Source organism: Tropicimonas sp. TH_r6 (genome assembly GCF_033101155.1).
Taxonomy (GTDB): Bacteria; Pseudomonadota; Alphaproteobacteria; order Rhodobacterales; family Rhodobacteraceae; genus Tropicimonas.
The window spans coordinates 244,247-267,370 of the sequence record NZ_JAWMPX010000001.1; the positions used below are offsets into that span (position 1 = coordinate 244,247).

General features: G+C 58.3%; 23 protein-coding genes. 11 read left to right on the forward strand and 12 right to left on the reverse strand.

Annotated features, from left to right (window positions below; genetic code table 11):
- Entirely contained in the window at window positions 1–2,256 is a 2,256-nt protein-coding gene (locus R3X27_RS01080; protein WP_317706960.1) for an NADP-dependent malic enzyme, read from the reverse strand.
- A gap of 181 nt (window positions 2,257–2,437) precedes the next feature.
- Between R3X27_RS01080 and mutS the strand changes: the two genes are divergently transcribed.
- On the forward strand, window positions 2,438–5,089 hold the full coding sequence (mutS, locus tag R3X27_RS01085) for a DNA mismatch repair protein MutS (protein WP_317706961.1): 2,652 nt from the start codon (window positions 2,438–2,440) through the stop codon (window positions 5,087–5,089).
- A gap of 4 nt (window positions 5,090–5,093) precedes the next feature.
- Here mutS and R3X27_RS01090 read toward each other — a convergent pair whose 3' ends face one another.
- Window positions 5,094–5,672, reverse strand: coding sequence for a nucleotide exchange factor GrpE (locus R3X27_RS01090; protein ID WP_317706962.1), 579 nt, complete (start codon window positions 5,670–5,672; stop codon window positions 5,094–5,096).
- 8 nt (window positions 5,673–5,680) lie between these two features.
- The gene (gene hrcA / locus R3X27_RS01095; RefSeq protein ID WP_317706963.1) at window positions 5,681–6,745 is read right to left on the reverse strand and encodes a heat-inducible transcriptional repressor HrcA; all 1,065 of its coding nucleotides are present in this window, start codon (window positions 6,743–6,745) and stop codon (window positions 5,681–5,683) included.
- Between the two features lie 124 nt (window positions 6,746–6,869).
- Between hrcA and rph the strand changes: the two genes are divergently transcribed.
- From rph to R3X27_RS01115, 4 genes are read left to right on the forward strand one after another with little or no spacing between them, the layout of a single operon-like run.
- On the forward strand, window positions 6,870–7,583 hold the full coding sequence (gene rph / locus R3X27_RS01100; protein WP_317706964.1) for a ribonuclease PH: 714 nt from the start codon (window positions 6,870–6,872) through the stop codon (window positions 7,581–7,583).
- A 1-nt stretch (window position 7,584) separates the two neighbouring features.
- Window positions 7,585–8,199, forward strand: a complete 615-nt coding sequence (rdgB, locus tag R3X27_RS01105) for an RdgB/HAM1 family non-canonical purine NTP pyrophosphatase (RefSeq protein WP_317706965.1) — start codon at window positions 7,585–7,587, stop codon at window positions 8,197–8,199.
- Complete coding sequence (hemW, locus tag R3X27_RS01110; RefSeq protein WP_317707173.1) at window positions 8,192–9,355, forward strand: radical SAM family heme chaperone HemW; 1,164 nt, start codon at window positions 8,192–8,194, stop codon at window positions 9,353–9,355. Before rdgB ends, hemW begins: the two co-directional genes overlap by 8 nt.
- On the forward strand, window positions 9,352–9,705 hold the full coding sequence (locus tag R3X27_RS01115) for a YbaN family protein (protein ID WP_317706966.1): 354 nt from the start codon (window positions 9,352–9,354) through the stop codon (window positions 9,703–9,705). The genes hemW and R3X27_RS01115 overlap by 4 nt, the downstream gene beginning before the upstream one ends.
- On the opposite strand, the gene R3X27_RS01120 is transcribed toward R3X27_RS01115, so the two are convergent.
- The 7 genes from R3X27_RS01120 to hemJ all read right to left on the reverse strand — a co-directional run bounded on the left by R3X27_RS01120 (window position 9,680) and on the right by hemJ (window position 17,076).
- Complete coding sequence (locus R3X27_RS01120; RefSeq protein ID WP_317706967.1) at window positions 9,680–10,597, reverse strand: ParB/RepB/Spo0J family partition protein; 918 nt, start codon at window positions 10,595–10,597, stop codon at window positions 9,680–9,682. The two genes, R3X27_RS01115 and R3X27_RS01120, sit on opposite strands and share 26 nt — an antisense overlap.
- 10 nt (window positions 10,598–10,607) lie before the next feature.
- Window positions 10,608–11,417, reverse strand: coding sequence for an AAA family ATPase (locus tag R3X27_RS01125; RefSeq protein ID WP_317706968.1), 810 nt, complete (start codon window positions 11,415–11,417; stop codon window positions 10,608–10,610).
- On the reverse strand, window positions 11,410–12,039 hold the full coding sequence (gene rsmG / locus R3X27_RS01130) for a 16S rRNA (guanine(527)-N(7))-methyltransferase RsmG (protein ID WP_317706969.1): 630 nt from the start codon (window positions 12,037–12,039) through the stop codon (window positions 11,410–11,412). Before rsmG ends, R3X27_RS01125 begins: the two co-directional genes overlap by 8 nt.
- The gene (gene mnmG, locus R3X27_RS01135; RefSeq protein WP_317706970.1) at window positions 12,032–13,903 is read right to left on the reverse strand and encodes a tRNA uridine-5-carboxymethylaminomethyl(34) synthesis enzyme MnmG; all 1,872 of its coding nucleotides are present in this window, start codon (window positions 13,901–13,903) and stop codon (window positions 12,032–12,034) included. The genes rsmG and mnmG overlap by 8 nt, the downstream gene beginning before the upstream one ends.
- 3 nt (window positions 13,904–13,906) lie before the next feature.
- A complete protein-coding gene (gene mnmE, locus R3X27_RS01140; protein ID WP_317706971.1) occupies window positions 13,907–15,187 on the reverse strand; it encodes a tRNA uridine-5-carboxymethylaminomethyl(34) synthesis GTPase MnmE in 1,281 nt (426 codons plus the stop codon).
- Between the two features lie 23 nt (window positions 15,188–15,210).
- Window positions 15,211–16,482: a transcription termination factor Rho gene (rho, locus tag R3X27_RS01145; RefSeq protein WP_317707174.1), complete on the reverse strand. Its 1,272-nt coding sequence runs from the start codon at window positions 16,480–16,482 to the stop codon at window positions 15,211–15,213.
- Between the two features lie 141 nt (window positions 16,483–16,623).
- Window positions 16,624–17,076: a protoporphyrinogen oxidase HemJ gene (gene hemJ, locus R3X27_RS01150; protein ID WP_317706972.1), complete on the reverse strand. Its 453-nt coding sequence runs from the start codon at window positions 17,074–17,076 to the stop codon at window positions 16,624–16,626.
- A 411-nt stretch (window positions 17,077–17,487) separates the two neighbouring features.
- On the opposite strand from hemJ, the gene R3X27_RS01155 reads away from it, so the two are divergent.
- The 4 genes from R3X27_RS01155 to dnaQ are packed head-to-tail and all read left to right on the forward strand — an operon-like array spanning window position 17,488 to window position 20,186.
- A complete protein-coding gene (locus tag R3X27_RS01155) occupies window positions 17,488–18,084 on the forward strand; it encodes a Maf family protein (RefSeq protein WP_317706973.1) in 597 nt (198 codons plus the stop codon).
- Window positions 18,081–18,914: a shikimate dehydrogenase gene (locus R3X27_RS01160; RefSeq protein ID WP_317706974.1), complete on the forward strand. Its 834-nt coding sequence runs from the start codon at window positions 18,081–18,083 to the stop codon at window positions 18,912–18,914. The genes R3X27_RS01155 and R3X27_RS01160 overlap by 4 nt, the downstream gene beginning before the upstream one ends.
- Window positions 18,911–19,504, forward strand: a complete 594-nt coding sequence (coaE, locus tag R3X27_RS01165; protein WP_317706975.1) for a dephospho-CoA kinase — start codon at window positions 18,911–18,913, stop codon at window positions 19,502–19,504. Before R3X27_RS01160 ends, coaE begins: the two co-directional genes overlap by 4 nt.
- The gene (gene dnaQ, locus R3X27_RS01170; protein WP_317706976.1) at window positions 19,497–20,186 is read left to right on the forward strand and encodes a DNA polymerase III subunit epsilon; all 690 of its coding nucleotides are present in this window, start codon (window positions 19,497–19,499) and stop codon (window positions 20,184–20,186) included. Before coaE ends, dnaQ begins: the two co-directional genes overlap by 8 nt.
- 39 nt (window positions 20,187–20,225) lie before the next feature.
- On the opposite strand, the gene secB is transcribed toward dnaQ, so the two are convergent.
- Both secB and R3X27_RS01180 read right to left on the reverse strand, forming a co-directional pair.
- The gene (gene secB / locus R3X27_RS01175; RefSeq protein ID WP_317706977.1) at window positions 20,226–20,753 is read right to left on the reverse strand and encodes a protein-export chaperone SecB; all 528 of its coding nucleotides are present in this window, start codon (window positions 20,751–20,753) and stop codon (window positions 20,226–20,228) included.
- A gap of 64 nt (window positions 20,754–20,817) precedes the next feature.
- Window positions 20,818–21,318, reverse strand: coding sequence for an FxsA family protein (locus R3X27_RS01180; RefSeq protein ID WP_317706978.1), 501 nt, complete (start codon window positions 21,316–21,318; stop codon window positions 20,818–20,820).
- A 107-nt stretch (window positions 21,319–21,425) separates the two neighbouring features.
- Here R3X27_RS01180 and R3X27_RS01185 point away from each other — a divergent pair, with 107 nt between their 5' ends.
- Window positions 21,426–22,094 carry a Tim44/TimA family putative adaptor protein gene (locus R3X27_RS01185; protein WP_317706979.1) on the forward strand — a complete coding sequence of 223 codons (669 nt, stop codon included), beginning with the start codon at window positions 21,426–21,428 and terminating at the stop codon, window positions 22,092–22,094.
- The gene (locus R3X27_RS01190) at window positions 22,091–23,122 is read left to right on the forward strand and encodes a murein transglycosylase A (RefSeq protein WP_317706980.1); all 1,032 of its coding nucleotides are present in this window, start codon (window positions 22,091–22,093) and stop codon (window positions 23,120–23,122) included. The genes R3X27_RS01185 and R3X27_RS01190 overlap by 4 nt, the downstream gene beginning before the upstream one ends.
- Window positions 23,123–23,124 lie beyond the last annotated feature (2 nt).

A 23,124-nucleotide genomic window follows, 5' to 3' on the forward strand; every position in this document is an offset into this window, starting at 1 on the left:
CTATCCGATCTTGCAGGCCGCAATCGAGGCCATGTGAAGGATGTCATTCACCGTCGCGCCCGTGTGGCAGATCTGGATCTGGGCTCCGACGCCGGACAGGATTGGACCGATCACGGTCGCGCCCGCCATTTCCGACAGGAGCTTCACAGAGATGGAGGCCGAGTGCCGCGCCGGCATGACGAGGATATTCGCCGGTCCGGAGAGCCGGCAGAACGGGTAAAGCGCCATCTGCTCTCGGTTCAATGCCACATCGACTGTCATTTCGCCGTCATACTCGAAATCGACGCCACGCTTGTCGAGTACGCTCGGCGCGATATGCATCTTGTGGGCGCGCTCGGAGACCGGGTAGCCGAAGGTCGAGAAACTGGCAAAGGCAACGCGAGGCTCCAACCCGAGACCACGCGCCACCTTCGCAGCAGCGATGGCGATATCACCAAGATCTTCCTCGTCCGGCCATTCATGCACCAGCGTGTCCGCAACAAGAACGATGCGGCCCTTGTGAAGGACCGCCGTGACGCCCACGGCGCCATCCTCGGCCGAAGCCGGGAAGACGCGGTTCATCTGGTGCAGAACATGCGCGGCCTTGCGGGTCACACCCGTCACCAGGCCGTCGCCATGACCATGGGCAAGCATCAGAGCCGAGAAGACATGGCGGTCGCGCGCCGCCATGCGGTAGATATCGGAGGTATCGAAACCCTTGCGCTGCAACTTCTTGTAGAGGAAGGCGGTATAGGCTTCGAGATGACGGGAATTGGCCGCGTTGACCACGGTCAGTTCACGATAGGCCTCGCCCATCCCGGCTTCTTCAAGCTTCTTTTTCACATTCTTTTCGCGACCGACGACCAGCGCCTTTCCGAAACCCTGCCGTTGATAGGCAACGGCCGCGCGCAATACCTTCGGATCGTCGCCCTCGGCAAAGATCATCCGGGCCTGGGCCGCCTTGGCGCGTGCGGAGATCGAGGAGAGGATGGTCGCGGTCGGGTCCATCCGCGCGCGGAGCGTCTGCTCGTAGCCATCCATGTCAACGATCGGGCGCCGGGCAACGCCGGTCTCAATCCCAGCGCGGGCAACGGCCGGTGGGATCGTATAGATCAGACGCGGGTCGAAAGGAGTCGGGATGATGTATTCCCGGCCGAAGCTCAGCTTGCGACCATAAGCCATGGCCACCTCGTCGGGCACATCCTCCCGCGCGAGTTCGGCCAATGCCTGGGCGCAGGCGATCTTCATCTCCTCGTTGATTGCCCGGGCCTGGATGTCCAGCGCCCCGCGGAAGAGATACGGGAAACCCAGCACGTTATTGACCTGATTGGGATAATCCGAACGCCCGGTGGCAACGATAGCATCGGCGCGAACCTCGTAGGCCTCTTCCGGCGTGATCTCGGGATCAGGGTTTGCCATGGCGAAGATGATCGGATCATCATTCATCGAGGCGACCATATCCGGTGTCAGCGCACCCTTGGCGGAGACACCAAGGAAGACATCGGCGCCCTTCATCGCATCTTCCAGCGTCCGGTCAGGGGTCTTCGCCGCATGGGCCGATTTCCACTGGTTCATGCCCTTCTTGCGGCCCTGGAAGATCACGCCCTTGGTATCGCAGACGATGCAATTGTCATGCTTGGCGCCCATATGCTTCACGAGCTCGATACAGGCGATACCGGCTGCGCCCGCGCCGTTGAGCACGATCTTGCAATCTTCAATCTTCTTGCCGGTGATCTGCAGCGCATTGATCAGACCCGCCGCACAGATAACGGCCGTGCCGTGCTGATCGTCATGGAAGACGGGGATGTCCATCTTTTCCTTGAGCTGCTGCTCGATGATAAAGCATTCCGGCGCCTTGATGTCTTCAAGGTTGATGCCGCCGAAAGCCGGACCCATGAGCTTCACCGCATTGATGAACTCATCCGGATCTTCGGTATCCAGCTCGATATCGATGGAGTTGATATCGGCGAAGCGCTTGAAGAGCACCGCCTTGCCTTCCATGACCGGTTTGGACGCCAGCGCGCCGAGATTCCCGAGCCCGAGGATCGCCGTGCCGTTGGAAATCACCGCGACTGTGTTGCCTTTTGCCGTGTAGTCATAGGCGGTTGCCGGGTTTTCGGCGATCGCCTCGACCGGGACGGCAACGCCGGGAGAATACGCGAGTGACAGGTCTCTCTGCGTGGTCATCGGCTTGGTGGCGACAACCTCGAACTTTCCCGGCGTTGGCTCCAGATGATAGAGAAGCGCCTCGTCGGATGTGATTTGTTTCTTGGCCATGAGGACCGCCCTCCCTAGGGATCTTTTCATTCCGGAACACGAATATCCCTTCTTTCCGGGGAATACGAAACCGCCGATTGACGCGGCGCGATACAGGAAGCTGTGGATAGCTTGGGAAGGCGGCTTCAAAGCCGGGCTTGCCTCGCATAGTCTGCGCCGAACGCGACACTGGATTGGGGGAATGCCCGTGACCGTCACGCCGATGATGGCGCAATATCTGGAGATCAAGGCAGGCCATCCCGAGGCGCTGCTCTTCTATCGGATGGGCGATTTCTACGAGATGTTCTTCGATGACGCCGTGGCCGCCTCCGCCGCGCTCGATATTGCGCTGACCAAGCGGGGCAAGCATGCCGGCGAGGACATTCCGATGTGTGGCGTGCCGGTCCATGCGGCCGAGGGCTACCTGCTGACTCTGATCCGCAAGGGGTTTCGCGTTGCCGTCTGCGAACAGATGGAAGATCCGGCGGAGGCGAAGAAACGCGGCTACAAAGCTGTGGTTCGGCGCGAAGTGGTTCGGTTGGTCACACCCGGAACCCTGACGGAAGACAGCCTGCTCGACGCGCGGCGGAACAACTTCCTCTGTGGAATCGCGCGAATCCGGGACGCCGCAGCGCTGGCGACAGTGGATATCTCGACCGGGGAGTTGCGTGTCGGCCCCTGCCCGCTCGTTCGGCTCGGTCCGGAACTGGCGCGGCTGGCCCCGCGTGAAGTGCTGGTCTCCGAAAGCGAGGAATCGGCACTTCGCGAGCTTGTTGAGGAATCCGGCGCGGCGCTGACACCAGTCGCCCGGTCCAGCTTTGACAGTTCGGGCGCCGAGCAGCGGCTGTGTCGGATATTCGGGGTTTCGGAACTGAAGGTCTACGGCTCGTTCGAACGGGCCGAGATTGCAGCGCTTGGAGCGATCACCGCCTATCTGGAACTGACACAGAAGGGAAAGCTGCCGCTTCTGCGGCCGCCGCAACGGGATCTTGGTGGCGACGTGATGCAGATCGACGCTGCCACACGTCGCAATCTCGAACTGACCGCCAGCCTGTCGGGCGGGCGTGAAGGATCCCTGCTCGCCGCTATCGACCGGACGGTGACCGCGGCAGGCGGGCGTCTGCTGGCACGGCGGATTTCCAGCCCTTCCTGCAATATCGACAAAATCCTTGAACGACTTGATGTCGTATCATTTTTTGTTGACGGAATATCCACTGCCGACACGTTGCGAGCAGCTCTCCGCAAGGTGCCGGACATCGACCGGGCGCTGTCACGCCTGTCTCTGGAACGCGGTGGACCGCGGGATCTCGCGGCGATCCGGGCCGGACTGACCCAGGCCGGGGAGATTGCTGCGATCCTCTCGGAGACTAATGGATCAGAGTTGCTGGCACCGCTGACCGCCGGGCTGAATGGTCACGACGAGATGGTTGATCGGCTCGAGGCCGCGCTTGTGGCCGAGCCGCCGCTGATGCTGCGAGATGGCGGCTTCATCGCGGCCGGTTATGACGCCGAACTGGACGAGGTCCGGACCCTGCGCGACGAAGGGCGCGGCGTGGTTGCCTCGCTTCAAGCCCGCTATGCAGCGGAAACCGGGATAGCTTCTTTAAAAGTAAAACATAACAATGTCTTAGGGTATTTTGTCGAAACAACGGCAACGCATGCCGAAAAGATGCTCTCTGCCCCGCTGTCGGAGTCGTTCATCCATCGGCAAACCACGGCCAACGCAGTACGGTTTACGACCGTCGAGTTGTCCGAACTGGAAACGCGCATTCTCAACGCTGGAAACCGTGTCCAGGAGATCGAGAAACGTTTGTTCGAAGCGCTGCGGGCAGAGGTTCTGACGGGTGCGGGCGAGACTGGTGCAGCGGCCGGTGCCCTGGCGGAGTTGGATGTCGCGTCCGGTTTGGCCGATCTTGCGCGGGGAGAGAACTGGACCCGGCCAACGGTGGATCAAAGCCGGGATTTCGACGTGTCCGGCGGGCGACATCCCGTGGTCGAACATGCTCTGAAGCGCGAAGGAAAAGCGTTTGTCGGCAATGATTGTCTGCTGACGGCGCCGGATGACGCGGCGCATGTGCGGTTGCTCACCGGCCCCAACATGGCCGGTAAGTCGACCTATCTACGTCAGAACGCGTTGATTGCGCTGTTGGCGCAGTCGGGGAGTTTCGTGCCGGCTTCATCGGCGATGATCGGCGTTGTGTCCTCGCTCTTCAGCCGGGTCGGCGCTTCCGACGACCTGGCGCGCGGGCGATCAACCTTCATGGTCGAGATGGTCGAAACGGCCACAATTCTGAACCAGGCGGATGAACGTTCCCTGGTCATTCTCGACGAGATCGGGCGCGGAACGGCGACCTATGACGGACTCTCCATAGCCTGGGCAACACTCGAGCACCTGCATGCCACAAATCGCTGCCGGGCGCTATTTGCCACGCATTATCATGAACTTACGACTCTGGCCACGAAACTGGACGGGGTTGAGAACGCAACCGTGGCGGTCAAGGAATGGGAAGGCGAAGTGATCTTCCTGCACGAGGTTCGCGACGGCGCGGCAGATCGATCCTACGGGGTCCAGGTGGCTCGGCTTGCCGGGTTGCCTGCTTCGGTCGTCGAACGGGCGCGGGTTGTGCTGGACCAACTGGAAAAGGGGGATCGCGAGGGCGGGAAGCGGCAGCTTGCGCTGATCGACGATCTGCCACTGTTCTCGGCCGTCCCCCCCGCCCCGGCACCCGCGGCAAAGACAGCACCGAGCGCTATTGTCGAGCGTCTGGACGAGGTTCTGCCGGATGAGCTATCGCCGCGCGAGGCCCTGTCGCTGATCTACGACCTCAAGGCTCTCGCGCGAGAGAAAAGCTGAACGATCAACCCGCCGGCGTCGAGGAGACACCGACCTGCGCCGGACGCAACAGCCGGTCATGCAGCAGGAATCCTTCCGTCATGACCTGGATGATGTCGCCGGCAACCGTGTTGGGAACCGGCGCTTCGAACATCGCCTGATGGATCTGCGGGTCGAACTTCTCGCCGACTGCCGGCTGAACCAACGTGATACCATGCTTCGAGAAGACATTGAGCAGCTCGCGAAGAGTCAACTCGACGCCCTCGATCAAAGCGGCAGCCTGTTCGCGCTGCTCAGCCGTTGCAGCATCCAGCGCACGTTTGAGATTGTCATAGACCGGCAATATGTCGCGAGAGAGCTTGGAGCCTCCATATTGCTCCGCCTCACGCCGGTCGCGCTCGGAGCGCTTGCGGGAGTTCTCGGCATCGGCGAGCGCGCGCATGAAGCGGTCGCGGAACTCGTCCCGCTCGGCGCGGATCGTCTCCAGTTCGTCGTCTTCCGCAAGCGGATCGCCGATGAATTCCTCGGCATCCTCGGCAAGGCCCTCGATGGAGATTTCTTCGATCTTCTCGTCCAGCGTTTCGTCCGTCTTCTTGTCCGCCATCGTCGCCTCTAGCTCCGGTCCGATAGCATCCTGCCCAGCAGCTGTGCCGTGTAGTCCACGATGGGCACGATGCGTCCATAATTCAGTCGCGTGGGGCCGATCACACCGACCGCGCCCACAATCTTTCGATCAGCGTTCATATAGGGAGAAACCACCAGAGAGGAACCCGAAAGTGAGAAAAGCTTGTTCTCAGAGCCGATAAAAATGCGCACACCTTCGCCCTCTTCGGTGAGCTCAAGAAAGTCGGCGATGTCGCGCTTGCGCTCTAGATCATCGAAAAGGGTTCGGATGCGGTCGAGATCCGCTGCTTCAGCCCCTTCTTCCAAGAGGTTCGCCCGACCACGGACAATCAGGCGCTCCGTGGATTCTCCGGCATCGGCCCAGGTAGCAAGGCCGCTATCGACCATATCGCGGGCGAGAACGTCGATCTCCCGGCGACGTTTCACGATTTCCTGACCGATGGTGTGTCGCAGTTCGGACAGGGTACGGCCTTCTGCAAGTGAGTTCAGAAAATTTGCGGCTTCTCGCAACGAAGACGGAGTCTGACCCGGTGGAGGGGTGAAGACGCGGTTCTCGACCTGGCCATCGGCGAAGACAAGCACGACGAGAGCACGGTCCGCCGCAAGCTGAACGAACTCGATATGCCGGATCGGGGCTTCGTGTTTGGGGGCAAGCACAAGGCTGGCGACCTGTGTCGCTCCGGAGAGCGCAGAGCCGACGCGGGTCATGAGATCGCCAATATCGGACTCCGGAGTGCCGAGCGTCGCATCGATCCGTTCGCGGTCCTGCTGGTCGAGATCGCGCACTTCCAGAAGTCCGTCGACGAACATGCGGAGTCCTTGCTGGGTCGGTACGCGGCCGGCAGATACATGCGGCGAGTCCAGCAGCCCGAGATATTCGAGGTCCTGCATCACGTTTCGCACCGTGGCGGCGGAAACCTTCTCGGAAAGCGAGCGTGTAAGCGTACGCGAGCCAACCGGTTCGCCGGATGTCAGATACCCTTCGACCACCCGACGGAAGACTTCGCGGGAGCGTTCGTTCATCTGGTCGAGGATCTGGGACGCGTTGTTCATCTGGGTGCTCGGATTGGCCCTGCTCGGAATTTGATTTAGGTGCCTTGGGCCCCTGAGGTCAATCGGGCTTGCATCATACGTCCGTCATCGCCAAGAGAGGGGCAAATCTACAAGGAGAGACCCTATGCGCCCGTCCGGCCGTGAAGTGAACCAGATGCGAGAGATTTCGATCGAAACCGGGGTGACCCGGCATGCGGAAGGGTCGTGCCTGATCAAATGCGGCGACACGCATGTGCTCTGCACCGCGACAATCGACGAACGGGTGCCGCCTTTCCTGAAAAACAGCGGCCTGGGATGGGTCACGGCAGAATACGGGATGCTGCCGCGCGCGACGCATAGCCGGATGAACCGGGAAGCGAAGCGTGGGCAATCCGGGCGGACGCAGGAAATTCAGCGACTGATCGGGCGGGCGCTTCGGGCCGGCATCGACCGGGTCGCTCTCGGCGAGCGGCAGATTGTTGTGGATTGCGATGTGATCCAGGCTGATGGCGGAACACGCTGTGCATCGATCACCGGCGGATGGGTCGCGCTGCGTCTCGCCGTGAACAAGCTTCTGAAGGCCGGCGATGTGATCAGCGATCCGATCATCGATCACGTGGCGGCGGTATCCTGCGGGGTCTATGCCGGGCAACCGGTGGTGGATCTGGACTATCCGGAGGATAGCGAGGCCGGGACGGATGCGAATTTCGTCATGACCGGACGCGGTCGTCTGATTGAAGTCCAGGCCTCGGCGGAGGGCGCAACCTTCGGACGTGAGGAGCTTTCCACGCTGATGGACCTCGCCGAAAGCGGTGTTGCCGAGCTGGTTGCGGCGCAAAAAGCGGCTGTGGAGGGCTGAGATGCGTCGGTTTGACGGCAATGACCTCGTGATCGCCTCTCACAACGCTGGCAAGGTGCGCGAGATCGGTGATCTCCTGGCGCCATTCGGCGTCTCGGTTCAGTCCGCAGGAGAACTGGGGCTGGCCGAACCGGAGGAAACCGAGGACACCTTCATCGGCAACGCTCGGATCAAGGCGCATGCGGCGGCGAAGGCAAGCGGTTTGCCGGCCTTGTCCGACGACAGCGGCTTGAGTGTTGACGCTTTGGGTGGCGCGCCCGGGGTCTATACTGCGGATTGGGCTGAAACGCCCAATGGACGCGATTTCAAGATGGCGATGACGACGGTTTGGGACAAATGCGAAGAGCGTTCGGCGCAAGAGCCTCGTGTTGCGCGCTTTCACTGCGTGCTGTGTCTCGCCTGGCCGGACGGGCATGATGAAATCTTTGACGGTCGGGTCGAAGGCCGCCTCGTCTGGCCGCTCCGCGGTGAACATGGATTCGGCTTTGATCCGATGTTTCAACCGGTCGGCGAGACGGAGACCTTTGGTGAGATGGATCCGGTACGGAAGCATTCGATGAGTCATCGGGCCGATGCCTTTGCCAAACTTGTAGCAGGTTGTTTTGCCGATAGCTGATTGGCAGAACGCCGGGTTTGGCCTCTATCTGCACTGGCCATTCTGCCAATCGAAATGCCCCTATTGCGACTTCAACTCCCATGTGGCTGCTTCTATCGATCAGGCGCGGTGGGCCGAGGCGTATCGACGCCAGATCCGTGCTTCAGCTGAGCTACTTCAGGGACGAAAACTCGATTCCATCTATTTCGGAGGGGGAACTCCCAGTTTGATGGCGCCCCAAACGGTTCGCGCCGTGCTGGACGAAGTCCGTCAGTGCTGGGCTGTCTCCAACGATCTGGAAGTCACGCTGGAAGCCAACCCGACATCTGTGGAGATTGGTCGTTTCGAAGGGTATCGAGAGGCCGGCGTCAACCGGTTGTCTCTTGGTGTGCAATCCTTGCTCGATGAGGATCTGCGACGGCTCGGGCGACTGCATTCTACTCAGGACGCGCAGAAAGCGTTCGAGGTTGCGCGACAGGTCTTCGAGCGGGTGTCGTTTGACCTGATCTACGCACGCCAGGATCAATCTCTTGCGGCATGGCGGAGTGAGCTGCAACGGGCCTTGGATATGGCAATCGATCACTTGTCCCTTTACCAACTGACGATCGAGCCAGGGACGGCATTCGGACAACGTCATGCTGCTGGCGGCTTGGCTGGACTTCCGGATGAGGACCTCGCAGGCGACATGTATGATCTGACGGTCGAAACCTGCGCTTCCCATGGACTCGATCTCTACGAGATTTCGAATTTCGCGCGCCCAGGGGCTGAAAGCAGACACAATATATTGTATTGGTCCGGTGGAGACTACCTAGGTATAGGACCCGGCGCCCATGGCCGACTAACCTTTGAGGGTATCCGAAACGCGTGCGTATCGGCATCCGACCCCTCTGTCTGGTTGGCCGGAGCAGAGAGCCAGTCTCTGCCCTTCTGGGAATCCCGTCCGTTGGGTGGACAGGAGCGAGCAGAAGAATATCTCATGATGGGATTGCGGCATCGGCATGGGATCTCGCTTGGCCGTTTGATGAACATGGGAGCCGATCCGGGAATGCCGGAACGAATTCAAGAAATGGTGCAAGCCGGAATGCTCAATCAAGATGGAGAACGTGTCAGGACCACCGTGCGCGGACGAAACATCCTGAATGCCGTTCTACGCGAGCTAATTCTGGGATCGAAATGAAGGTATTTTGGGCCACCTTGGGCGGTGTCTCGCTTCTGCTTGGCCTCATTGGAGTTGTGTTGCCTCTCCTTCCGACCGTCCCCTTTATCTTGTTGGCAGCCTTCTGTTTTTCACGGTCGTCCGACCGGTTACACGATTGGCTGGTGGAGCATGCCGTGTTCGGGCCAAGCATCGCCGATTGGAGAGTAAAAGGTGCCATTTCAATGGGCGGCAAGCGGCTCGCAACCCTCTCGATCGGTGGCGTCTTCGGGCTTTCTCTCTTGGCCCAACTCTCCGCGGCTATTCTGCTCCTCCAGGCTGTCGTTCTAACCGCAGTACTGGTCTTTATATGGTCTCGTCCAACGGGCTGACCGACAGAAGCTGGCACAAGGCGTCGAGTTGATCGAGAGACTTGTAACGGATCGTAAGGTTGCCCGTCCCATCGACATCGAGATGATCGATCGACACTTTCATTCTTAGATTCGCGGAAAGGTCCGACTCAAGAGCCCGTGTATCGGCATCCTTTTCAGGTGCCCGCTTGCGCTGGTTGTTCGGTGCCTCCTTCTGCTCCGCGTTGCGTTTGACAAGAGCCTCTGTCTCACGCACGGACAAACCACGAGCGACGACCTCTCGTGCCAGCTCTGAGGGTCTATCCGAAGTTATCAGCGCACGGGCATGACCAGCGGACAGTTTGCCTTCTCGTAGCAATCCCTGGACATCGTCCGGAAGCTGTAGAAGGCGCATGATATTTGCAATATGGCTACGGCTCTTGCTAAGCGCCTGTGCAAGTTGCTCCTGCGTATGACCAAAACGATCGATAAGTTGCCTATAACCTTGCGCTTCTTCAATCGCATTGAGGTCAGCTCGCTGGATATTCTCAATAATCGCAATTTCAAGAACTTCCGTATCGCCAAGTTCCCTTACCAGCACAGGAAGTTCATGAAGTTGCGCCATCTGAGCGGCACGCCAACGCCGCTCGCCCGCAACGATTTCGAACCCTTCAGAATCGCGGGGGCTCCGCCGCACAATCAGTGGCTGAAGAACACCCTTTTCGCGAATCGACTCTGCGAGTTCCTGAAGCGCCCCGGCCGCGAAGCTCTTCCTCGGCTGATCGGGGTTAGCTTCAATTAGTTCAATGGGAACAAATCGTTCTACTGATCCGACGTGATCTCCACCGGCAGTCTGCGGCTCCACCGAGACGTCTGCCATCAGCGCGGAAAGACCCCGCCCCAGGCCGCGAGATTTCTTGTTCTTCTTTTCCATTGGAACCTTCTCAGTCTGAAGCACGAACGCTGCGTGCGATCATTTCTTCCGCCAACGCCCTGTACGCAGCGCTGCCCTTTGACCGGGTATCATACTCGAGAACCGTCTGCGCGAAACTCGGCGCTTCGCTTATTCGAACGTTTCTGGGAATTCGCGTATTGAACACAAGCTCGCCCAAAGCTTCCCGTGCGTCCTGTTCGACCTGAAGCGAAAGGTTGTTCCGCGCGTCGAACATGGTGAGAACAACACCTTCTATTCGAAGAGACGGATTCGCGCTTTGTCTCACTTCGCGCAGGGTCAACATGAGCTGGGACAACCCTTCCAAGGCGAAAAACTCGCTCTGCAATGGAACCAATAACGAATGGGCCGCAACCATTGCGTTTATCGTCAACAGATTCAAAGATGGCGGACAGTCAATGAGTATGTGGTCGAAGCCCAACTTGGTGACTTCAGGCCGTCTCAGAGCATCATGGAGCAGAAAACTCCGGCGTTCATTCGAAACAAGCTCGATATCGGCCGAACTCAAATCGGTTGTTGAAGGCGCCACGAACAACTCTTCGCGGTGGGTCTTCTGGTAGACGTTCTCGAGCGATGCGTCTTCCAGGAGGAGATCATATGTCGTCACAGTTCGATCTGAGAGCGCAATCCCCAGGCCGGTTGAAGCATTTCCTTGGGGATCCAAGTCTACAATCAGGGTTTTCTGGCCAATCTCGGCGAGAGCGGCCCCAAGATTTATCGCGGTGGTTGTTTTCCCAACACCGCCTTTCTGGTTCGCGATCACGATGATTTTCGCGGCACGCGGGCTGGTCCCATCAGACACGCTGGATATCTCCAAGAACAAGAATAACGGCTTTCGGATCGGTTATACTTTGCCTTTGCGCGAGCTTGAAGCGCCAGTGTTTCTCCGCTCTTGAAATTTCCTGCTCATACCGTTCTCCCTTTGGAAAAATGCAAATTCCATCCTCGGCCAAGTGAGGTTCTGCATAGTTCAATAGCTGACCAAGCTCCGATACCGCTCTCGCGGAAATGACTTGCGCCGACTGACACGGAAGCGCCTCTACTCTCTCGGCGAGAATCGTGACATTCAGTTTGAGGGTATTTACCGCATTCAAGAGGAACGCAGATTTTCGCTTGTCACTTTCGACCAGCACAAAACGTAGATCTGGTGCAAGTTCAGTGGCCAGAATGGCGGCGACCAAACCCGGGAATCCTCCACCCGAACCAAAATCGACCCATAGACCGGCACGATTGCGTCCTGGTACGAAAACTTGAGCTGAATCAATGGTATGGCGGCTCCATCCATCCTTTAGACTGCCGGACGAAACCAGGTTTATCGCGGGATTCCACTTCTCGAGGAGGGCGAGATGGGTCTCCAGCATATCCACTGTTTCACGTGAAACAGTCTCTCCGAGCACTTTCTCCAATCCATCGCCATCAAGCATTTCGACGCTCTTGTCGCCTGAGGTGCGCGAGGATCAAGGAAAGCGCCGCGGGAGTCATTCCGTCAATTCGCCCGGCTTGCGCCAATGTGCTCGGCCGGACCCGTTCGAGTTTGCTCCGGAGTTCGTTTGAAAGCCCCGCCAAGGCCGAATAGGCAAAACCGTTCGGGATCTTCCACGTTTCATCACGATTCAACGCCTCAACATCTTTCTGCTGGCGATCAATGTAATGTCGATAGAGCGCGTCCCGAGAGACCTGCTCAAGAACGCCGGGATCGTGGACGTCAAAGCCCGACATAAACTCGGAAAGGTTAGAACCCGTGGCTCCGGGCAAAGCCAATGCATCAAGCAATGTCCGTTGTGGCCCATCCGGATTCACTTTGACACCCGCTTCGCAAAGCCTCCTCGACGACACCCGAACGCTTTGCATCGCAGACTTCAAACCATCAAGCGCTTTCTGCTTCCGTATGAAGGCGTCTTCTCGCCGCTTGGATACAATCCCAAGTTCCATTGCGAGAGGCGTCAGTCTTTGATCCGCATTGTCAGCACGTAGGGAAAGTCGGTATTCAGCACGCGACGTAAACATCCGATAGGGTTCACTCACACCCTGCGTCGTAAGATCGTCCACCATGACGCCGATATAGCTGGAGTGACGGGAAAACCCAACGGGCTCTCTCCCTGATACATAAGCAGCGGCATTCAGCCCAGCGACCATTCCCTGCGCGGCGGCCTCTTCATACCCGGTCGTACCATTGACCTGCCCCGCCAGATACAAACCGGGCAAAGACTTTGTCGCCAGTGTGTTGTCCAGGCTGCGCGGATCCACATAGTCATATTCAATCGCGTAGCCGGGTTGAAGGATAGCGCTGTTTTCCAATCCTCTAATGGAATGAACGTAGTCCTCCTGAACCTCGCGTGGAAGCGACGTTGAAATTCCGTTTGGATAGACCGTGTGGCTATCCAATCCCTCTGGCTCGAGGAAAATCTGATGAGACTGCTTTTCCGCGAAACGGACAACCTTATCCTCGATGGATGGGCAATACCTCGGCCCCACTCCCTCGATATGTCCGCCATACATGGCCGATCTCGATAGGTTTTTACCAATTATTTCATGTGTTTGCGTGTTTGTGTGCGTGATCCCGCAGGAGATCTGTCGCGCAGTTGGCGCATCGGACAGAAACGAGAACATCGTGGGACGCGGGTCGCCTGGTTGCGCTTCCAAAACCTCCCAATTGATCGTTCGGCCATCCAGACGCGGCGGCGTCCCCGTTTTCAAACGCCCAGTATACAATCCTAAAGCGCGTAATTGCTCTGCAAGGAGAGTTGAGTTTTTGTCGCCGATCCTGCCACCTGAAGACTGTTCGTCCCCGATGTGAATAATGCCGTTCAAGAACGTTCCTGTTGTAAGAACAACAGCGCGGGCATGTATTTCTGATCCATCGGCAAGTCTGATACCAGAAACAGACTGGTCAGCCTGGATCAGTCCTGAGACTTCACCCGGCAATAACTGAAGTCCTTCGATCTTCGCGATCTCTTCACGCATCGCTGTCCGATAGATCATGCGATCAGCCTGCGCGCGCGGGCCTTGGACAGCTGGGCCCTTTTTGCGGTTCAGCAAACGAAATTGAATACCCGCTCGATCGGCGATGCGGGCCATCAATCCATCAAGCGCGTCAATCTCCCGAACAAGATGTCCTTTACCCAAGCCACCTATGGCCGGGTTGCACGACATCACACCTAGGTCACTCTCTTTCAGAGTGACCAGTGCTGTCTTGACACCCATACGGGCGGCCGCCGCAGCTGCCTCGCAGCCGGCGTGTCCTCCGCCCACAACGACAACATCAAAATCGTGTTTCACGTGAAACAATCCTTACTTGCCGATGCAAAAACTACTGAAGATCTCTCCCAAAAGATCTTCAACACCAATCCGTCCGACCAAAGAATCCACCTTCCGTGTGGCGATGCGTATCGACTCGGCACTGAGTTCAAGTTCAATATCGTCCGAGGATAGACTCCACAATGCCATCTCCAAAGCATCAACTGACTCCGTAAGGGCCTCTTTGTGGCGAATTCTTGTGGCGACGCCTGTTTCAGCTACCCGCCCGGACAAAATGCGTGAAATATGTTCCATCAAGGGTGAAACGCCATCACCAGTCAGTCCCGAGATTCCCATCCCACTCAAATCTGGTGTCTGATCAGACTTCGGGACCAGAACAATATCATCTGGCTGAAGGCTCAGCTCGTCACTGACAGATCCTAACACAACACGAATATCGGCCGCTCTAGCTCTCTCCAGTGCGCGCTCAACACCCAGAGCCTCGATAGCATCGTCCGTTTCTCGAACGCCCGCTGTATCAAGAAAAGTCACAGGCATACCGCTCACATCCATGCGAACTTCAATCACATCACGCGTTGTGCCAGCAAATTCAGAGATAATCGCGGCCTCTCGACCCGCTAACCTGTTCAAAAGCGTTGATTTTCCAACATTTGGCGGACCGACAATAGCCACTTCAAAACCCGATCGAATCCGCTCCGCAACACCCACTCCGTTCACCTCGGAGCGGAAAGACGCGACCAGTGACTGAAGAATACTCGTGACCTCAGGCACAACATCTTCCGGAACTTCTTCGTCGGCAAAATCAATGCTGGCTTCAACGAGCGCGGCCGCCCGAATGAGATCCCGTCTCCAGGTTTCAACCTGCCGACCAAGGTCACCGTCAAATGTTCTGAAAGCCTGGACGCGTTGAGCTTCCGTTTCAGCGTCGATCAGATCCGCCAAGCCCTCCACTTCTGCCAGGTTAAGGCGCCCGTTCTCCAGGGCACGCCGCGTGAATTCACCGGGTTCAGCCGCACGCACGCGATCCAGACCAGAGAGCACCCGTGAAATACGCGAAATAACAGCCGGGCTGCCATGGGTCTGAAACTCAACAACATCTTCCCCGGTAAAACTGGCGCCCTTTGGAAAGAACAGAGTCAGAGCCTCGTCGATAACATCGCCCTGATGCCGAAGTCGCCGCAAGGATGCCATCCGCGGATCCGGAACGTCCCCGGCCAAAGACCGACAGACATTCCTCGCTTCCGTCCCTGAGACACGAACAATTGCCACGCCGGCACGGCCAGGCGCCGTGGCCAGAGCATAGATTGTATCCATCTCTCTCTCCGAAAACTAACCGGTCAGGTGTTCATCGAGTCGAAGAACTCTGCGTTTGTCTTTGTTTGCTTCAGTTTCGAAATCAGGAACTCGATTGCGTCTGTTGTCCCCATCGGATTCAGGATCCGACGTAGAACAAAGGTCTTCTGAAGATCAATCTTGTTCACCAGAAGGTCTTCCTTCCGGGTGCCGGACTTCAGGATATCCATTGCCGGGAAGACCCGCTTGTCTGCAACCTTGCGGTCAAGAACGATCTCGGAGTTACCCGTACCCTTGAATTCTTCAAAGATAACCTCGTCCATCCGGCTGCCAGTGTCGATCAGCGCGGTTGCAATGATAGTCAAAGAACCGCCTTCTTCGATGTTCCGCGCCGCACCAAAGAAGCGCTTCGGTCGTTGCAACGCATTCGCATCGACACCACCGGTCAGAACCTTGCCGGAAGACGGGACGACGGTATTGAAAGCCCTACCAAGTCTAGTGATCGAATCCAGAAGAATAACAACATCTCGTTTGTGTTCTATCAGACGCTTTGCCTTCTCGATCACCATTTCCGAGACAGCGACATGGCGAGTCGCCGGCTCATCAAAGGTCGAGGAAATGACCTCACCCTTAACACTGCGCTGCATGTCGGTGACTTCTTCCGGGCGTTCATCGATCAGGAGAACGATGAGATAGCATTCCGGATGGTTTCGTTCGATCGAATGCGCAATGTTCTGCAGCAAGACGGTCTTACCGGTCCGAGGCGGTGCCACGATCAGACAACGTTGCCCTTTGCCGATCGGTGCGACGAGATCGATGATCCTCGCCGAACGATCCCGGATCGTGGGATCGTCGATCTCCATGTTCAACCGCTCATCGGGGTAGAGCGGCGTCAGGTTGTCGAAATTGACCTTGTGGCGCGCTTTCTCGGGTTCCTCGAAGTTGATCTGGGTGACTTTCGTCATCCCGAAATAGCGTTCATTCTCACGCGGTGCCTGGATCACGCCATCAACGGTATCTCCCGTCCGCAGAGCGTGTTGCCGGATCATATCCGGGGAGACATAGATGTCATCGGGACCTGGCAGGTAATTGGCCTCAGGCGACCGCAGGAAGCCAAACCCGTCCTGCATGACTTCGAGGACACCGTCTCCCGAGATTTCCCAACCATCCTCGGCACGCTCCTTCAGAATGGCGAACATCATGTCGCCCTTCCGCATCGTGGATGCGTTGTCGATCTCCAGTTCCTCCGCCACGGCAAGAAGATCTTTGGGGGTCTTTGCCTTGAGTTCGGAAAGCGTAAGGGAGGTGTCAGCCATGTAAATATATCCTGCTCCGGAAAATCCGGTCGCGATGTCGTCTTGAATGGAGGGACCTGGCAGGACTGCCATTGCTGGTCGATCTAGGAAGTTTCGAGCCGGGAGTCAATTCCTGCCCTGTTCAACTTAGCCAATAAGTGGTCAGAACCGGACAATGACAGAGATGACGATCACGATCATCAAGACTGTCGGAAGCTCGTTCATCATCCTGTAAGTCCGACCCGACAGCTTGAACTCGCCTTTTACAAAATCATGTCGATGCGCCGCGAGCCACATATGGAACCAAGTCATCGCCAGGATAGACAGACCCTTGGTGTAGGGCCAGACGGCTGACCAATCCACGATCCCGGGTGTGAGGACCAGCAGCAGTCCAAACAGCCAGCTCGCGATCATGGAAGGGTTCATGATCAGCTTCAGCAGCTTCCTCTCCATCATCTGGAAGACGGTATCCATCTCTGTCCCGGCTTCTGTCTTCTCGGTATGATGGACATAGAGGCGCGGCAAGTAGAACAGACCGGCCATCCAGGCAATCACGGAGATCACATGCAGGGCCTTTATCCAGAGATAGCCATTGGCAAGCCAGTCACCGATCATTGCATATCTCCCCTTGGACCAAGCCGAGCCACCTAAATATAAATAAGTAAGAAAGAAAAGATGTTGTTGTTGTAGGGCCTGTGCATTTGTGGATTATCGAGTCTTCCACCGTCTTTCACACACCTTCGACAGGGATATCCTGAGACATCCACCGGCGTCGCTTTTCAGTATTTTTACAAATAAATTCAATGATTTAGATATTTTTTAACAGTGGACTATCCCGTGGATACATTTCGACCAGACCTTGTGTGAGCTAACTATCCCAATACAGCTTGCTCGACTTCTCCACGTGGATCGAACAGACTGGAACGGGCCGAGATCCGGGTCGGAGCCAGGGACTGGCATTTCTGTCCCCATCGGGCCACAAGGGTTCCCGATCAAACCCCCAAGCTTTTCCACGAGGATGTCCACATGCCGAACCTGGTCCTCGCGTCAGCTTCCGAAATCCGGGCGCAGCTCTTGCGCAATGCGGGTCTTGGTTTCGAGACCGCCCGGGCTCGTATTGATGAGGACAGCCTGCGCCGCGCCATGGAGGCCGAAGGAGTTTCGCCGCGCGACATGGCCGACCACCTCGCCGAGTCAAAAGCCTTCAAGATCGCCACCCGTCAACCGGACGCGTTGGTCCTCGGGTGCGATCAGATCCTTGAATTCGAAAATCACGCGCTCGCCAAGCCAAACTCGGAAGACGACGCGGTTCAACAAATCCTCTCCATGTCCGGCCAGACCCATTTCCTTCATTCAGCCGCAATCCTGATCGAAGCTGAACAGGTGATCTGGCGGCATGTTGCGACGGTTCGGCTGACGATGCGATCCCTTTCGAAGGCCTATGTCGAAGATTATGTTGCCCGAAACTGGTCCGAGATACGCCACTGCGTCGGCGCGTATCAACTCGAAGCGGAGGGCAGCCGCCTCTTCACCCGGATTGAAGGGGACTACTTTTCCGTTCTCGGGCTTCCGTTATTGCCGCTCTTGGATCATCTTGCACTCAGGGGAGTGATCGAAACATGACCAAACGGATTCCGCTCGCCGGCGTTATTGGTGCGCCGATTGGACATTCACTTTCGCCGCGGCTGCACGGCCACTGGTTGAAGAGTTACGGCATTTCCGGACACTATATTCCCATGGAAGTCGCCCCGGAGGATCTTGCGAACATTCTTCAAGCCCTTCCCCGCATGGGTTTTGTTGGTGTCAACGTCACCATCCCACACAAGGAAGCCGCGCTTTCCCTGGCCAATCTCGTCACCGACCGAGCTGCTCTCATCGGTGCTGCCAACACGTTGATTTTCAACGAGGATGGCCGAATTCACGCTGATAATACCGATGGCCACGGCTTCCTTGCCAACCTTCGTCAGAATGCGCCTGGCTGGAATGCCCAGTCTGGCCCGGCCGCCGTTTTTGGAGCTGGCGGTGCGTCTCGCGCCATCGTCACGGCCTTGCTGGATGCCGGGACTCCGGAGATTCGTCTCACCAATCGGACACGCGGCCGCGCTGAGGCGCTTCGCTCCGAATTCGGTCCCAAGATCTCGGTCCATGACTGGGTCCATGCGGGCTCGATGCTTGCCGGCGCCGCGACCGTCGTCAATACGACCTCGCTTGGCATGATCGGCAAGCCGGACTTCAAGGTACCACTCGATGCAATCGAGCCGGAGGCGGTGGTCAACGACCTCGTCTATGCGCCGTTGCGAACACCGTTCCTCGAAGACGCGGCTGCCCGCGGTTGCCGCACCGTTGATGGTCTCGGCATGTTGCTGCACCAGGCTGCGCCGGGCTTCGAGCGCTGGTTCGGCCTGCGTCCTGAAGTGAATGAGGACCTGCGAAGGGCGGTGCTTGATCGATGACCGCCCCCTTTCTGATTGGCCTTACCGGTTCCATCGGAATGGGCAAATCGACCACCGCAGCGATGTTTGCCGACGAGGGTATTCCCGTCTGGGATGCCGATGCAGCGGTCCATCGTCTTTATGCACCGGGCGGGGCAGCCGTAGAGCCGATCCGGTCGTTGCGCCCCGAGGCCATCTTGGATGGTTCTGTCAGCCGTCATGCGCTCAAGGCCTGGATTGCCGAAGATGAGACCGCGCTGCACAGGATCGAAGCTCTGGTGCACCCTCTTGTTGCTCAGGATCGTGCGACCTTCATCGCAACGAGCACCGCGCCGATCCTACTCCTTGATATCCCGCTCCTTTTCGAAATGGGCACCGCAGATCAGATGGATCTGACCATCGTCGTCTCCGTGCCGGCGACAGAGCAGCGTCGTCGTGTTCTCGCGCGCCCGGGCATGACGGCGGAACAATTCCAGAAAATCCTTGCCAAGCAGATGCCCGACGCTGAAAAACGCGCTCGCGCTGACGTGATTGTCGACACATCGACCCTCACTGGTGCCCGAAACCAAGTCCAATCCCTCGTAGAAGAATTGAGGCAGATACATGCGTGAAATCGTGATGGATACGGAGACAACCGGTCTCGACCCGTTCGATGGCCATCGGATCGTCGAGATCGGTGGGGTGGAACTGGAAAACCACGTTCCCACCGGTCGCACCTACCACCAATATATAAATCCGCGCCGCGACATGCCAATCGAAGCTTTCAACGTTCACGGCCTGTCAGAGCAGTTCCTCTCCGACAAGCCGCTGTTCGAGGTCATCGCGCAGGATTTTGTCGGTTTCGTGGGTGACGCCGTGCTCGTGATCCACAACGCGCCATTCGACATGAAGTTCCTCAATGCGGAGCTGGATTGGGCCGGCTTTCCGCAACTCCCGCTGAAACAGGCGCTCGACACGCTGGAAATGGCGCGGAAACGCTTTGCCGGGTCCAACAACACACTCGACGGTCTTTGCCGTCGCTTCAATATCGACAACTCGTCACGGACCCTGCACGGCGCCCTGCTCGACTCCGAGATCCTGGCCGATGTCTATCTTGAGCTCATCGGTGGTCGTCAGCCGGATTTCGCCCTCGCCACCAATGCGCAGGCGAACAGGACAACCGGCACAGCCTGGCGTCCGAAGCCACGATCGACCGCCCTGCCCGCGCGTTTGACAGAAGAAGAGCGCGCCGCCCACGCGAAGCTCATCGAAAGCCTCGGGGACGACGCGCTCTGGAAAACTTTCGAAGCCTGATCGGGGGCGCCGCTTCCAGCGACCCCGGTTGTGCAGGGCTTAGGCGTCCGGCTTTGCCTTGGCGGCTTGCTCTGCCTGCGCCCGCCGGATCAGCTCCTGGCGGTACAGCGCGACGAAATCGACATTGTCGAGGTTGAGCGGCGGGAATCCGCCATCGCGGGTCACGTCAGACACGATGCGACGCACAAACGGGAAGAGCATCCGCGGGCATTCGATCAGCAGGAAGGGGTGCAGCTGTTCTTCGGCCACGTTCTCGATCAGGAAGATGCCACCATATTCCAGTTCCAGCAGGAAGAGCGGCGACTTGTCCTCGCTCTTGTTGCGGCTTTCGACCTTGAACTTGCAGACGACCTCGAACTGGTTCTCGACGCTGCGCTTCTTGGCATCAAGATTGACCTGAACCTGAACATCGGGCGAGACCTCGCCGTTCACGCCCTTTTGAGCGACGATGTTTTCGAAGGACATGTCCCGGATATACTGACCGAGCACCTGCATTTTCGGCTGCGCCGGCGGCTGTTGCGCCGCGCCGTCAGGGGCCGCGCCGGTGTCACTGGGTTGATCGGACATTTTCGTCTCCAGAAATGATTGTTCCACAGGTTTGCTGCGGCCTTATCAGACCACGCCGGTCGCCTCAATCCTGAGTCCAGCCCGAAGGACCTTTCGTCCGGCGCGGTTCTTCGGGAATTTCCGTGAATTCCCCGTCAATCACGTCGCGCGGACCGGTTTTTTGCCCCGGATGCGGCCCCGTTCGGAACTGGGTGCTGTGAAAGCCCGCCGAGCTCTGAACCACCATTCGCGACCGGATCCAGCGAAACACCGCCTCGCGCACCTTCGGCACCAGCAGCAGGAAACCGACCGTGTCGGTGAAGAAGCCCGGCGTCAGCAGCAGCGCACCGGAAAACAGGATCATTGCACCATGCGCGAGCGGTTCCGTTGGATCGTTCAGCTCGTTCATCGAGCTTTGCACTTTCCCCAGCACAGCGAGCCCTTGCTGCCGCACCAGCCAGGTGCCGATAAGAGCCGTCAGAACGACGATAAGCAATGTCCAAGCGAGCCCCAGCACGGAGCCAAGCTGGATGAACAGGGCAATCTCGATCAGCGGAACCGCGATGAAGAGCAGAAGCAGAAGCATGAGTCTCCTCCGGAGGAGCGTGTGTTTGTGGACTTGTCTTTCCTGCTCGCTTACATAAGTGCGGTGAGGGCCCGATACCAACCCATAGGCGAAAGAAGAGGATTTCAATGAGTGCTGCCGTGATCCAGCTCCTGGTTTTGGCCGGGATCGCTATTTTCCTGATCCTGCGGCTCCGGTCCGTCCTCGGAACCCGCGAAGGCTTTGAAAAGCCGCCTCTTCCGGTTGATGAGAGCCCGGAGGACCGTCGTGGCGGTCGACCCGACTTCGAAGTCATCGAGGGCGGCGTCGACCACGACATCACCGATCACGCCGAAGAAGGCAGCCCGACCGCTGAAGCGCTGGCCCAGATGAAGCGGGCCGAGCCCGAGTTCAATGTCGGCGAATTCCTGCAAGGAGCGCGCGGCGCCTACGAAATGATCCTGATGGCCTTCGAGCATGGCGATATCGATCAGGTCGCCCGGTTCCTCAATCCCGATGTGCACGAGGCTTTTTCCCAGGTTCTCCAGCATCGTGAAGAGCAGGGCCTCTCGGTGGATGCCAATTTCATCGGTCTGCGCGAGCTTTCTCTCGTCCGGGCCGAGTTCGAGCCGGCCACGGAGATGGGCGAGGTAACGGTCCGTTTCGTCGGTGAACTGACGTCGGTTGTGCGCAATGCCGAGGGAGAGGTGCTCGAGGGCTCCGAAACCGAGATCAAGCGCCAGCGGGATGTCTGGACCTTCGCGCGCCGCATGGGTGCCGGAGATCCGAACTGGCAGCTGGTGGCCACGGGCGAATGACCAAGACGGGCCGCGCGACTCTGCTCGCGGCTCTTTTGGCAGCCGCAAGCCCGGCCGTCGCCGAGGCGGACCTGCAGTTGCTTTCTTTCGATCAGCTTGATGGTTGGGCGGCGGATGACCATTCCGCCGCTCTCAAGGCATTTCTCAAGACCTGCGACATCCCGAAAGACCCGGAATGGCGCGGCCTTTGCCGCGTCGCGCGCGAAAAAGGCGGCGGGCGTAGTTTCTTCGAGCTCTTCTTCCGTCCGGTTCTGATCCAGGGCGAGGAGCCTGCGCTCTTCACTGGCTATTTCGAGCCGGAACTGCGCGGCTCGCTCTCTCGCACTCCGCGCTACCGGTTTCCGCTCTATGCCCGGCCCGAGGATGTGCCACCGGGCCAGCCCTGGGCCTCGCGCGCGCAGATCGAGGAACAGGGGTTGCTCGAAGGACGTGGTCTCGAGATTGCCTGGGTTGAAGACCCGGTGGATCTCTTCTTTCTACAGATTCAGGGCTCCGGGCGCATAACGCTGCCGAGCGGACAGGTGCTTCGCGTCGGCTATGGTGGCCATAACGGGCATGACTACCGCTCGATCGGTCAGGAAATGATCCGCCGGGGTATCTACGAGGCGCATCAGGTCTCCGCTCAGGTCATCAAGAACTGGGTTCGCCGCAACCCGATCGACGGGTTGGCGCTGCTGCGCCACAACCCGTCCTATGTCTTTTTCCGCAAGGTGAAAGGAAACGATCCGAAAGAAGGCCCCATCGGTGCGATGAACCGCCCCGTTACCGCCGGTCGGACAGTTGCCGTCGATCCTGCATATACCCCGCTTGGCGCTCCGGTCTGGATCGAGAAGGATGGCGCGGATCCCATTCACAGGTTGATGATCGCTCAGGATACCGGCTCCGCGATCAAGGGCGCACAGCGGGCGGATATCTTCTTCGGTTCTGGATCGACGGCTGGTCTCGATGCGGGCAAGATCCGTGATCCCGGCCGCATGATCGTACTCATGCCCATTCAGCGCGCCTTCGCCATGGTGGACGAGGAATAACA

Bases quoted from the DNA above. Each gene is read 5' to 3' on its own strand.
- R3X27_RS01080 (WP_317706960.1), bottom strand. From the start codon at position 2,256: ATGGCCAAGAAACAAATCACATCCGACGAGGCGCTTCTCTATCATCTG.
- mutS (WP_317706961.1), top strand. From the start codon at position 2,438: ATGCCCGTGACCGTCACGCCGATGATGGCGCAATATCTGGAGATCAAG.
- R3X27_RS01090 (WP_317706962.1), bottom strand. From the start codon at position 5,672: ATGGCGGACAAGAAGACGGACGAAACGCTGGACGAGAAGATCGAAGAA.
- hrcA (WP_317706963.1), bottom strand. From the start codon at position 6,745: ATGAACAACGCGTCCCAGATCCTCGACCAGATGAACGAACGCTCCCGC.
- rph (WP_317706964.1), top strand. From the start codon at position 6,870: ATGCGCCCGTCCGGCCGTGAAGTGAACCAGATGCGAGAGATTTCGATC.
- rdgB (WP_317706965.1), top strand. From the start codon at position 7,585: ATGCGTCGGTTTGACGGCAATGACCTCGTGATCGCCTCTCACAACGCT.
- R3X27_RS01115 (WP_317706966.1), top strand. From the start codon at position 9,352: ATGAAGGTATTTTGGGCCACCTTGGGCGGTGTCTCGCTTCTGCTTGGC.
- R3X27_RS01120 (WP_317706967.1), bottom strand. From the start codon at position 10,597: ATGGAAAAGAAGAACAAGAAATCTCGCGGCCTGGGGCGGGGTCTTTCC.
- rsmG (WP_317706969.1), bottom strand. From the start codon at position 12,039: ATGCTTGATGGCGATGGATTGGAGAAAGTGCTCGGAGAGACTGTTTCA.
- mnmE (WP_317706971.1), bottom strand. From the start codon at position 15,187: ATGGATACAATCTATGCTCTGGCCACGGCGCCTGGCCGTGCCGGCGTG.
- rho (WP_317707174.1), bottom strand. From the start codon at position 16,482: ATGGCTGACACCTCCCTTACGCTTTCCGAACTCAAGGCAAAGACCCCC.
- hemJ (WP_317706972.1), bottom strand. From the start codon at position 17,076: ATGATCGGTGACTGGCTTGCCAATGGCTATCTCTGGATAAAGGCCCTG.
- R3X27_RS01155 (WP_317706973.1), top strand. From the start codon at position 17,488: ATGCCGAACCTGGTCCTCGCGTCAGCTTCCGAAATCCGGGCGCAGCTC.
- R3X27_RS01160 (WP_317706974.1), top strand. From the start codon at position 18,081: ATGACCAAACGGATTCCGCTCGCCGGCGTTATTGGTGCGCCGATTGGA.
- coaE (WP_317706975.1), top strand. From the start codon at position 18,911: ATGACCGCCCCCTTTCTGATTGGCCTTACCGGTTCCATCGGAATGGGC.
- dnaQ (WP_317706976.1), top strand. From the start codon at position 19,497: ATGCGTGAAATCGTGATGGATACGGAGACAACCGGTCTCGACCCGTTC.
- secB (WP_317706977.1), bottom strand. From the start codon at position 20,753: ATGTCCGATCAACCCAGTGACACCGGCGCGGCCCCTGACGGCGCGGCG.
- R3X27_RS01180 (WP_317706978.1), bottom strand. From the start codon at position 21,318: ATGCTTCTGCTTCTGCTCTTCATCGCGGTTCCGCTGATCGAGATTGCC.
- R3X27_RS01185 (WP_317706979.1), top strand. From the start codon at position 21,426: ATGAGTGCTGCCGTGATCCAGCTCCTGGTTTTGGCCGGGATCGCTATT.
- R3X27_RS01190 (WP_317706980.1), top strand. From the start codon at position 22,091: ATGACCAAGACGGGCCGCGCGACTCTGCTCGCGGCTCTTTTGGCAGCC.